Raw genomic sequence first — 10,151 nt, forward strand, 5'->3', positions numbered from 1 at the left:
CCCCTCCCCCCGCTTCCCAGGAGCATTCCGATGATTGACTTCACCGTTGTCGATCTCTCGCGGCTGCAGTTTGCCTTAACCGCCCTCTATCACTTCCTATTCGTGCCCCTCACCCTGGGGCTTTCCGTGATCCTGGTGATCATGGAGGCGACCTACGTCATGACCGGGCGTGAGATCTGGAAGCAAATGACCCGGTTCTGGGGGCTGCTGTTCGGCATCAACTTCGCCATGGGGGTGGCCACGGGCATCACCATGGAGTTTCAGTTCGGCACCAACTGGGCCTATTACTCCCACTATGTGGGGGACATTTTCGGCGCGCCGCTCGCCATCGAGGGCCTGATGGCCTTCTTCCTCGAGTCTACCTTCGTGGGATTGTTCTTCTTCGGCTGGGATCGGCTTTCCAAGCTCGGGCACCTGGTCGTGACCTTTCTGGTGGCGCTCGGCTCGAATCTCTCCGCCCTGTGGATCCTGGTGGCCAACGCCTGGATGCAAAACCCCGTCGGCGCCCAGTTCAACCCCGAGACCCTGCGCATGGAGCTCACCTCTTTCTGGGAGGTGCTGTTCAATCCCGTGGCCCAATCCAAGTTCGTGCACACCGTGGCGGCCGGCTACGTGACCGGCGCAGTCTTCGTGCTGTCGGTGAGCGCCTGGTACCTGCTGCGGGGCCGTAACGTCGCCTTCGCCAAGCGCTCCATGGCGGTGGCCGCCAGCTTCGGGCTCGCCTCAGCCTTGTCGGTGGTGGTCTTGGGCGACGAGTCGGGCTATACCGCGACCCAACATCAGAAGATGAAGATCGCCGCCCTGGAGGCCATGTGGCACACCGAGCCGGCGCCCGCCGGCTTTACCCTGCTCGGCTGGCCAAACGTGGAGGCGCGCGAGACCCGCTTCGAGGTCAAAATCCCCTGGGTGCTGGGCTTGATCGCGACCCGCTCCCTGGACCAGCCGATCCCCGGCATCGTTCCGTTGGTGGAGCAGGCCAAGGAGCGTATCGAGAGCGGAATCAAGGCCCACGCGGCGCTCGCGCGGCTGCGTGAGAACCCGCGCGATGCAGCCGCCCGGGCCCAATTCGACGCCCACCAGGCCGATCTCGGCTACGGCCTGCTCTTGCTCCGCTACACCGATGATCCGAGTACCGCCACGGCCGAGGAGGTCGAGCGGGCGGCCTGGTCCACGGTGCCCAACGTGCCGGTGCTGTTCTGGGCCTTTCGCGTCATGGTGGGCCTGGGCTTTTTCTTCATCGCCCTGTTCGCCTGGGCTTTCTACCTCGCCGCCCGTCAGCGGCTCGAGCGGCATCGCGGTTTTCTGCGGCTCGCCTTCCTATCCCTGCCGCTGCCGTGGATCGCGGCAGAGCTCGGCTGGATCGTGGCCGAACATGGACGCCAGCCCTGGGCCATCGAGGGCGTGCTACCCACCTTCCTTGGGGCGTCGGCCACGTCGGCGACCAACGTCATGCTGTCCCTCACGGGATTCGTTCTGTTCTACACCGCGCTGGCCGTCGTGGACGTGTACCTGATGGCGCGCATGATCAAGCGCGGGCCGGAAGGCCTGGGTTACTGGCCGGACTCTAGTGCCGGGTCGACCCTCAAGCCGGCCCACGTCGGTTGAAGGAGGAGATGCCATGCTCGACTACGAAATCCTGCGCCTCGCGTGGTGGCTGATCCTCGGTCTGCTCCTCATTGGGTTCGCCATCACAGATGGCTTCGATCTCGGGGTGGGGGCGATCTTTCGCTTCATCGGTCGAAGCGATGTGGAGCGACAAGCGCTCCTCGAGTCCATCGAGCCGGTGTGGGACGGCAACCAAGTGTGGTTCATCCTGGGCGGCGGCGCGGCCTTCGCCGCCTGGCCCCTGCTTTACGCCGCCTCCTTTTCGGGCCTGTACCTGGCCATGTTCCTGGTGCTGGTCGCGCTGATCCTGCGGCCGGTGGGCTTCATGTTCCGCAACAAGATCGAAGATCGCCGCTGGCGCGCCACCTGGGATTGGGCGCTGTTCGTGGGCGGCACGGTGCCGGCTTTTCTCTTTGGCGTAGCCTTCGGCAATCTGTTCCTGGGCCTGCCCTTCCATCTGGACCATCTGGCACGACCGGTCTATACGGGAGGCTTCTTCGAGCTACTCCATCCCTTCGCCCTGCTCTGCGGTCTGGTGAGCCTGTCCATGCTGGTGATGCACGGCGCCGCCTATGCCGCACTCAAGGTGGAGAATCCCATGGCCGCCCGCGCCCGGGCGGTCGGCCAGTGGGCAGCGGCTGCACTCGTCCTCGCCTTCAGTGCAGCGGGGCTGTGGCTCGCCTTCGGCATCGAGGGCCTGCGCATCGTCGGAGAGCTGGACCCCGCAGGTCCCTCCAATCCCCTACGCAAAAGCGTGGAGTCCGCCATCGGCGCCTGGATCGCCAACTTTCACGCCCATCCCTGGATGTGGCTTGCGCCGGCCCTGGCCTACGGCGGCGCCGCGGCGTGCGCCGGATGGCTGCGCGCGGGGCGGTCGGGTTGGGCCTTCCTCGCCAGCAGCTTCGCCCAAGCCGGCGTCATCCTGACGGGCGGGTTCGGGCTATTTCCCTTCCTCATGCCCTCTTCGACCGACCCGCGCTCAAGCCTCACGGTGTGGGACGCCTCCGCCAGCCGGCTCACGCTCTTCATCATGCTGATCGCGGTGCTGGTATTCATGCCTGCCGTGCTTGCCTACACCGCCTGGGTGTTCCGCGTGCTGCGCGGAAAAATCACCCTGGCCCACGTGCGCAGCCGGGAGAGTGCTTATTGACCAATCCCGTTATAGGAGAGGCAGCCCATGTGGTATTTCAGTTGGATCCTCGGCCTCGGACTTGCCATGACCTTCGGGATCCTGAACGCCATCTGGTACGAGGTCCGCGAAGGCGAGAATGCTCCCACGGTTGGGTCCGTCCCGGGACGTTCCCGGAGGCGTCGGCCGTGAAGCGGTGGGCATTCTTGATCGGTGGTCTCGCCGTATGCGCAGCCGCCAACGCTGGAGAGCTGGGAGAGCTCCTGCGCGCGAGCCTGGCGCATCCGGCCGTGGCGGCCCGGGCCGCCTCGAAGGAGGCGGCCGCCCATCAGCTCGAGGCGGCTCGCCGCCGCAGCCTGGGTGCTGCGAGCCTCATGGCTGAATCTGTCCGCTACGAGGGGGAGCGCTTCGTTGGCGTGCTCTCCCCCGCCGCGCTGGCCGCCATGCCCTTTTCCCGGGATCTCGCCCGCTACGGGGTGGCTTATCAATTGCCCGTGGACTTGGCGGGGGCCATCGCTGCCGCGCGGCGCGCCGCGCAAAGCGACCTGGAGGCAGCGCGGCTCGCCGAACGGCAGGCAGCGCTGCTGAAGCTGCACGACACCACCAGCGCCTACGTGCGCCTACAGGCGCTGCGGTACCAAGTACAGGTGTTGAAGGTGCAGCAGGCACGGGTCGAGCAGACCATCGAGCGGGTCCAGCGAGAAGTGGAGATCGGCCAGGCGGCCCTGGTGGATCTGCGCCTCGCCGAAAGCGAGCAGGCCCGGCTGCATTCGGAGCAAACCCGCCTGCAGGCGGCAATCGAGGAGGCGCTCACGGCGCTGGAAGAAGCGAGCGGCCAGCGCCGGCTGCCCTCCGAGGCCCTCTCCGCCGCGCCGGCCTGGCCGGAAGGCGGGATCGACAGCGCGCTGCCCCTGGGGCTCGCCCAGGCGCGGGCGGAAGCCGAAGCGGCCCGGGCCGAAGAGGCGCGGCGGCAACTGTGGCCCGCCTTTTCTCTGGGCGCAGACTATTTCCATTTCGACAGCGGCGCACTACCGTCGGACACCTGGACCCTGACGGCGCGGGTCAGCCTGCCCATCGACCCCGCCGCCTGGACCCGCGCCGACGCCGCCCGGGCCCAGGCCCGCGCGGCGCGGGAAGAGCAGGAAGCAGCCCGCCGCGACGTGGCGCGCCAATGGGCCGCCCTGCGCTCGGCCTACGACACCGCCCGGGCCGACGCCGAGGCGCTGCGGCAAGAGATCGCCGCCCGGGAAGAAGTGGTGCGAGTGCAGTCGGAGCTGTTGCGGGTGGGCATGGCGCCCGTGGAAGAGTTCCTGCGGCAACAGCGCGACTTGCGCGAGGCCGAAGCCCGCGGCGTCGAGGCGCGGGCCCGTGCCCTCATCGCCTGGTCGGCGGCCCAGGTGCTCCTGGGTACACCGATCGAGCGCTACATCGAGATCTTGGATTTGCCGCGGTAGGCCACCGCCACCGCGGGCGGCGCGCATGAAGGAGGCGGTCCCAAGCCCAGGCTGTCACGGCTCCGCAGGAGCTTCTCGCCGGGGGAGGGGCACGAACCCCGGAAGCGGTGGCATGGGGCGCGGTGTAGGACAAAGCCGCGGATCAATACGCCCACTGAGAGCTTCAAGCCTACGGGCACCAGCCCAGCGCCTGGACGTCGAGCAAAACGTCCACACCCTGAGGCGGCGTGATGCGCCGCGCCGGGATGTCCTCCCCGCGCCACCAGGCGGCAACCGCGGCGCGCTTTGCGCCGCCTTGCACGAAAAAGAACACCTGGCGCGCCTGGCTCAGGCGGGACGCGCTCAGGCTCACCCGCGCGCCGGGCAGTTTGGGCGCATCGCGCACGGGCAGGACGTCCGTTGCCTGGGCGATCTCCAGGGCGGGGCCGGGAAAGAGGCTCGCGGTATGCCCGTCCTCGCCCAGGCCCAGCAACACCAGGTCGAACTCACCCACCGCCTCGAGCGTTCGGGCGTAGGCGGTGGCTGCCGCCTCCGGGCCCCGCTCGGCGGGGATGGAATGGATCTGATCGGGGGGAATGGGGACGTACTCCAGCCAACGGGCGGCGATGCGCGTATCGTTTCGGGCGGGATCGCCCCGCGGCCGGCAGCGCTCGTCGCCGAAGTACAGATGCCAGGCGCTCCAGTCCGCTTTGGCCTCGCGCAACCGCTCGTAGACCGCAAGGGGCGTCTCGCCGCCGGCGAGAACCAGATGGAAGACCCCGCGGGCCGCGATCGCTTCGCGGCTCGCCCGCACGATGGCCTGGGCACCGCGCGAGGCCAGATCGGCCGCGTCCGGATACACGTGCCAGCGCAGGATTTGGTCCACGGCTAGAGGTGATTGCGCCAAGCCTGGTCTGGCCGGTCGAACAGGCGCTCGGCTTCCTCCGGCCCCCAGCTGCCGGCGGGATAGGGGATGAGGCCGCTTTGCGCACCCGTCCAATGGCGCAGGACGGGTTCCACCCCCCGCCACGACCATTCGATTTCGTCGAAGCGCAGGAACAGGCTCTGGTCGCCCTCGATCACATCGAGCAGCAGGGTCTTGTAGGGCTCCAGGGACGAGGCACGGGCCTGGCGATAGGAGGCGTTCAAGCGCAGCACCCGGGTGCGCATCTCCATGCCGGGCCGTTTGGCCTGGAGCTCCAGGTGCACGCACTCTTCGGGCTGGAGCGAGAGGATGATCCAATTGGGTTCCAGCTCCGTCGCGTCGGCGCCGAACAGGCGCTGGGGTGGATGCTTGAAGCGGATGGCGATCAGGGAGAGGGCGCTTGGCAGCCGCTTGCCGGTGCGCAGGTAGAACGGCACGTCGCGCCAGCGCCAGTTGTCGATGTAGAGCTTGAGCGCCGCGTAGGTTTCGGTGGCAGACGCCCCGTCCACGCCCGGCTCCTCGCGATAGCCGGGCACCGCTTCGCCTGCCACCCGAGCCCGAACGTACTGCCCGCGCACGGCGTAGGCGTCCACGCTCTGGGGCGGGATTGGGCGGATGGAGCGCAAGACTTTCACTTTTTCGTCGCGAACCGCCTCTGGATCCAGCGTGGCGGGCGGTTCCATCGCCACCATCGCGACCAGCTGCAGCAGGTGGTTCTGCACCATGTCCCGCAGCGCTCCCGTCCCTTCGTAGTAGCCGGAGCGCTGGCCCACACCCCCGGTCTCCGCCACGGTGATCTGCACGTGATCCACGCAGCTGCGGTTCCATACCGGCTCCACCAGCATGTTGGCAAAACGCAAGACGAAGAGGTTCTGCACCGTTTCCTTGCCCAGATAGTGGTCGATGCGGTAGATCTGCTCCTCGTCGAAATGGCGGTGCAGCAACGCGTTCAGCTGGCGCGCGCTGTCCAGGTCTTGGCCGAAGGGCTTCTCCACCACGATGCGGTGCCTGCCGTGGGAACGATTGATGCCGGCTCGGTCCAGGTTCTCGATTACGGTGGCGAAATCCTGGGGTCGCACCGCGAGGTAGAAGACCAGGTTCTCGCAGCGGCCCGGGCGCGCCTTGCCGAGCTCTTGCACCAGGCGCGTATACGCCCCAGGGTCGTTGAGGTCGCCGACCACGTAGTCGAAGCGGTCGGCGAAGCGATCAAAGATCTGCGGGCGGTACTCGTCGCCGAGCCGCTCCCCGAGCAGCCGCTCAAGGTGTTCCAACCACTGCGCACGCCGCCATGGCCGGCGCGCGAAGGCGAAGAAACGCAGATCCCCGTGCAGGCGCCCCTCGGCCTCGAGCTGATAAAGGGCGGGCAGGAGCTTGGTGGTTGCGAGATGCCCCGTGGCACCGAAGATGACGAAACTGCACGGCTCCGGCGAGCCCCCGATCATTTCGCCTCGCGCCTGCGCAAGGGATGCCCGCCGAACTGGTGGCGCATCACGGCGAGCAGCCGCAGCGGATAGTCGTGCTTGCCCTGGCTCGCGAAGCGCGCCATGAGGGCGGCGGCGATGACCGGCAGCGGCACGCCGCGCGCGACCGCCTCCTCCACCGTCCAGCGCCCCTCGCCCGAGTCCGCCACGACGGGCTCGATCCCCTCGAGGGTGCAATCCTGGGTGAGCGCTGCCGCGGTCAAGTCCAGCAACCAGCTGCGGATCACGGTCCCGTGCCGCCAAGCCTCGGCGATGGCGGCCAAATCGAGGGAAAAATCCGTTTGCGCCTCGAGCAGCGCGAAGCCCTCAGCATAGGCCTGCATCAGTCCGTATTCGATGCCGTTGTGCACCATCTTGACGAAATGGCCCGCGCCCGCCGGCCCGCAGTGCAGCCAGCCCCGGTCGGGCGCTGGGGCGAGCGCCTTCACGATGGGGGCAAGACGCGCCACCGCCGCTGCGCTGCCTCCCAGCATGAGGGCGTAGCCGTGCTCGAGTCCCCACACGCCGCCGGACACGCCGGCGTCCACGAACTCGATGCCCCGCGCGGAGAGGGAAGCGGCGCGGCGCATGGAATCCCGGTAATGGGAATTGGCGCCGTCCACCAAGACGTCCCCCGGCGTCAGAAGGGGGGCGAGCCGCTCGATATGCTGCGCGGTGACCTCCCCCGCCGGCAGCATGAGCCAGAGCACTCGGGGCGGGGCGAGCAACGCGACGAGCGCCTCCAGGGAATCGGCAGCCGTCAACCCCGTCTCTTCGGCGAGGGCCCGGGCGACCGCCGGGTTGCGGTTCCAGGCGGCCAGGCCGATGCCCGCGCGCCGCAACCGCCGCGCCATGTTGGCGCCCATCCTGCCCAGCCCGACGAGGCCCAGTTCCATGGACGCATGATAACGGCAGTGGCCCGGGGATGTAACCTTCCCCACTCGGGCCCACCGCAGGCAATCGGGGCCACTCACCCCAGGGCCCGCGGCTCCTTCCTCGGGCGGGTGCTATTTCTTCGTGGAGCAGGTGTTGACCCCCAGCAGGGCGTAGGCGGGGCACACGCCCACGAGCGCCGTCGCCAGGGGCACGAGGCCGATCCAGCCCCAGGCCCCGATGGTGCCGGTCAGGGCGAGGCCGATCAGGACGATGCCCACCCCGGCCCGCAGCAGCCGATCCACACTTCCCACGTTCGCTTTCATGGTGAGCTCCTTGTCTGTTGCCACAAAGCCGTATTGAACGCCTGCGGCTGGCGCCCGTCAGTGACTTAGGTCACAGACCTTCGGCGATACGCTTCAAGCCTGCCGGGTCGAGGATCTGGATCTGCTCCCGGCCCAGAGCGACCAGACCCTGATCGGCGAAGCTCCCGAGGAGCCGGCTCACCATCTCCCGCACGCTCCCCAATTCGTCGGCGAGCTCCTGGCGCGTGGCCCGGACCAGGGGTCCCCGCCGCAGCAACAGGGCAGCGAGGCGCTCATCCAGCTTGCGGAAAGCCACTTCCTCCACCCGTTGCATGAGCTCGGCCAGGCGCTCGGAGAAGAGCCGGAAGACGAAGGCGCGAAACTCGGGTGCGGCGAGCAGCTGCGTGAAGGTGCTTGCCGGCAACAGCGCGAGTTCTGTCTCTCCCTCAGCGACGCCCCGGGCGTTGTAGCGGGCCTTTCCGAGGAGACAACTCGAGGTGATGATGCAACTCTCGCCGGGCCGCACCCGGTAGAGGAACAATTCGCGCCCGCCGGGAGAGCGCTTGGACACCCGCACCGCTCCCCTCAAGACGAAAGGGAAGCCGCGGCAGGGCTGCCGCTCATCGAACAGAAGGGCACCGGAACAAAGCCGCACCGCCTGGGCTTCCCGTTCGATGCGGCCGCGCAGTGGCGGCGCAAGCCGCGCGAGAAATGGATATAGAGCGCTCAGGCGCTCGGCGAAGGTGGGCATGGACCGGTTCACCGGGCAAATTTTCCGTCGCGCGGCGCAGGCATCCGAAGACCGAGGCGCTCGTCTGGCTCAAGCCGGCGCCTTCCGGGCGAGCGCCGCGACGCGCCGCCGCAGGAACTTTTCCATTTCCAAGATGACGAGGAGTGCTACTCCCACTGCCACCACTTCGATGCCCTGGCTAAAGGACAGGGGCCGGCTGTTGAAGAACAACCCCATGAAGGGCGCATAGGTGAAGAGAAGCTGCAGGCCGAAGACGGTGAACACGGCGATCAAGACCGGACCCGTGCCTTTCACGCCCTCGAAAGTGAAGGAGGGGGTGCGCAAGTAGCGCACGCTGAAGAGATAGAATACCTCCATTGCCACCAGCGTATTCACGGCCACCGTGCGCGCCTCCTCCACGCTGGCGCCCCGAGCGAGCGCCCATTGGAACATGCCGAAGATACCGGCCAGGAAGAGGGCGGACACCAGCGCGATGCGCCACAGCAGGAAAGCGGATAGGATGGGCTCCCCCACCGGCCGGGGCGGGCGGCGCATTACGTCGGGCTCGGTCGGCTCGAAGGCGAGCGCCAAGGCGAGTCCCACCGAGCTCACCATGTTGACCCACAGGATCTGCACCGGCGTGACCGGCAGGGTCACTCCCGCCAAAATCGCTGCCACCAGACTCAGGGATTCGCCGCCGTTGATGGGCAGCAAAAAGGTGATGGCCTTGCGCAAATTGTCGTACACGGTGCGCCCTTCCTCCACTGCATGGGCGATGGAGGCGAAGTTATCGTCGGCGAGCACCATGTCGGCCGCCTCCTTGGCCGCCTCGGTTCCCTTGCGCCCCATGGCCACGCCCACGTCGGCGCGTTTGAGGGCCGGTGCGTCGTTCACCCCATCGCCGGTCATGGCCACCACCTCGCCGTTCGCCTGCAGGGCCTGCACCAGCCGCAGCTTGTGCTCTGGGCTCGCCCGAGCGAACACGTCCGCCTCCTTCACCGCCTGCCGCAGGGCGGCTTCGTCCAGGCTCTCCAGCTCCGCGCCGGTCAGCGCCCGCACGCCGTCGCCGATGCCAAGTTGGGCGCCGATGGCCCGGGCGGTCACCACGTGGTCGCCGGTGATCATCTTCACCCGAATGCCGGCACCGCGGCACTGGGCCACCGCCTGCACCGCCTCTTCCCGGGGCGGATCGATCAGACCGAAGAGGGCAAGCAGGGTGAAGCCGCCCTGTTCCACGTCGGCAAAGGTGAGCTCCCGCTTGCCGGGCGCGACGGGGCGGAAGGCCGCCGCCAGCACTCGCTGTCCAGCGGCGGCGGTCTCCTCGATGCGGCGCTGCCAGTAGGACAGGTCCAGCGGGCGATCCTCGCCTGCGCTGCGCTGGGTGCGGCACAGCTCCAGCACCCGCTCCGGTGCGCCCTTCAAGTAGACGAAAGCGTGCCCGGCGTGGTCGTGGTGCAAAGTGGCCATGAACCGGTGCTCGGACTCGAAGGGGATGGCGTCGATGCGGGGGTGTTCCTCTGCCTCCACGCGGGGACGCAGGCCAGCCTTCAGCGCGAGGGATAGCAACGCCCCTTCGGTAGGATCGCCCTCGAGCCGCCATTCGCCCGCCTCCTCCCGCAGCGCTGCGTCGTTGCACAGCAGCGCCGCCCGGGCGATCTCCAGCAGTTCCGGGTAATCGTCCACCGCCACCT

10 protein-coding genes are annotated in these 10,151 nt (G+C 68.1%); 4 read left to right on the forward strand and 6 right to left on the reverse strand.

The genetic code is table 11. The features are described 5' to 3' along the window. Positions 1 to 30: 30 nt before the first annotated feature. The 4 genes from V7Q81_RS11810 to V7Q81_RS11825 are packed head-to-tail and all read left to right on the forward strand — an operon-like array spanning position 31 to position 4,188. Positions 31 to 1,605, forward strand: a complete 1,575-nt coding sequence (locus tag V7Q81_RS11810; RefSeq protein WP_333843517.1) for a cytochrome ubiquinol oxidase subunit I — start codon at positions 31 to 33, stop codon at positions 1,603 to 1,605. A 13-nt stretch (positions 1,606 to 1,618) separates the two neighbouring features. Continuing rightward, positions 1,619 to 2,755: a cytochrome d ubiquinol oxidase subunit II gene (gene cydB, locus V7Q81_RS11815; protein ID WP_333843518.1), complete on the forward strand. Its 1,137-nt coding sequence runs from the start codon at positions 1,619 to 1,621 to the stop codon at positions 2,753 to 2,755. Between the two features lie 27 nt (positions 2,756 to 2,782). Further along, positions 2,783 to 2,926: a cytochrome bd-I oxidase subunit CydX gene (gene cydX, locus V7Q81_RS11820; protein ID WP_333843520.1), complete on the forward strand. Its 144-nt coding sequence runs from the start codon at positions 2,783 to 2,785 to the stop codon at positions 2,924 to 2,926. Beyond that, on the forward strand, positions 2,923 to 4,188 hold the full coding sequence (locus V7Q81_RS11825; protein WP_333843522.1) for a TolC family protein: 1,266 nt from the start codon (positions 2,923 to 2,925) through the stop codon (positions 4,186 to 4,188). The genes cydX and V7Q81_RS11825 overlap by 4 nt, the downstream gene beginning before the upstream one ends. A 169-nt stretch (positions 4,189 to 4,357) precedes the next feature. Here the strand turns inward: V7Q81_RS11825 and pgl are convergent, their stop codons facing one another. From pgl to V7Q81_RS11855, 6 genes are all read right to left on the reverse strand, one after another. Then, positions 4,358 to 5,053, reverse strand: coding sequence for a 6-phosphogluconolactonase (gene pgl / locus V7Q81_RS11830; protein WP_333843524.1), 696 nt, complete (start codon positions 5,051 to 5,053; stop codon positions 4,358 to 4,360). A gap of 2 nt (positions 5,054 to 5,055) precedes the next feature. After that, the gene (gene zwf / locus V7Q81_RS11835) at positions 5,056 to 6,534 is read right to left on the reverse strand and encodes a glucose-6-phosphate dehydrogenase (RefSeq protein WP_333843526.1); all 1,479 of its coding nucleotides are present in this window, start codon (positions 6,532 to 6,534) and stop codon (positions 5,056 to 5,058) included. After that, on the reverse strand, positions 6,531 to 7,448 hold the full coding sequence (gene gnd, locus V7Q81_RS11840) for a phosphogluconate dehydrogenase (NAD(+)-dependent, decarboxylating) (RefSeq protein ID WP_333843529.1): 918 nt from the start codon (positions 7,446 to 7,448) through the stop codon (positions 6,531 to 6,533). The genes zwf and gnd overlap by 4 nt, the downstream gene beginning before the upstream one ends. Before the next feature lie 111 nt (positions 7,449 to 7,559). Then, positions 7,560 to 7,751, reverse strand: coding sequence for a YgaP family membrane protein (locus tag V7Q81_RS11845; protein ID WP_333843532.1), 192 nt, complete (start codon positions 7,749 to 7,751; stop codon positions 7,560 to 7,562). 70 nt (positions 7,752 to 7,821) lie between these two features. After that, entirely contained in the window at positions 7,822 to 8,481 is a 660-nt protein-coding gene (locus V7Q81_RS11850) for a Crp/Fnr family transcriptional regulator (protein WP_333843535.1), read from the reverse strand. A 69-nt stretch (positions 8,482 to 8,550) separates the two neighbouring features. Next, positions 8,551 to 10,151 (reverse strand): HAD-IC family P-type ATPase (locus V7Q81_RS11855; RefSeq protein WP_333843537.1); only part of this gene is annotated, 1,601 nt, incomplete at its 5' end.

The organism is Pelomicrobium sp. (genome assembly GCF_036803785.1).
Classification (GTDB): Bacteria; Pseudomonadota; Gammaproteobacteria; order Burkholderiales; family UBA6910; genus Pelomicrobium.

What these genes read in the sequence shown, in the direction of transcription:
- V7Q81_RS11810 (WP_333843517.1), top strand. Translation starts at nt 31, where the DNA reads ATGATTGACTTCACCGTTGTCGATCTCTCGCGGCTGCAGTTTGCCTTA.
- cydB (WP_333843518.1), top strand. Translation starts at nt 1,619, where the DNA reads ATGCTCGACTACGAAATCCTGCGCCTCGCGTGGTGGCTGATCCTCGGT.
- cydX (WP_333843520.1), top strand. Translation starts at nt 2,783, where the DNA reads ATGTGGTATTTCAGTTGGATCCTCGGCCTCGGACTTGCCATGACCTTC.
- zwf (WP_333843526.1), bottom strand. Translation starts at nt 6,534, where the DNA reads ATGATCGGGGGCTCGCCGGAGCCGTGCAGTTTCGTCATCTTCGGTGCC.
- gnd (WP_333843529.1), bottom strand. Translation starts at nt 7,448, where the DNA reads ATGGAACTGGGCCTCGTCGGGCTGGGCAGGATGGGCGCCAACATGGCG.
- V7Q81_RS11845 (WP_333843532.1), bottom strand. Translation starts at nt 7,751, where the DNA reads ATGAAAGCGAACGTGGGAAGTGTGGATCGGCTGCTGCGGGCCGGGGTG.
- V7Q81_RS11850 (WP_333843535.1), bottom strand. Translation starts at nt 8,481, where the DNA reads ATGCCCACCTTCGCCGAGCGCCTGAGCGCTCTATATCCATTTCTCGCG.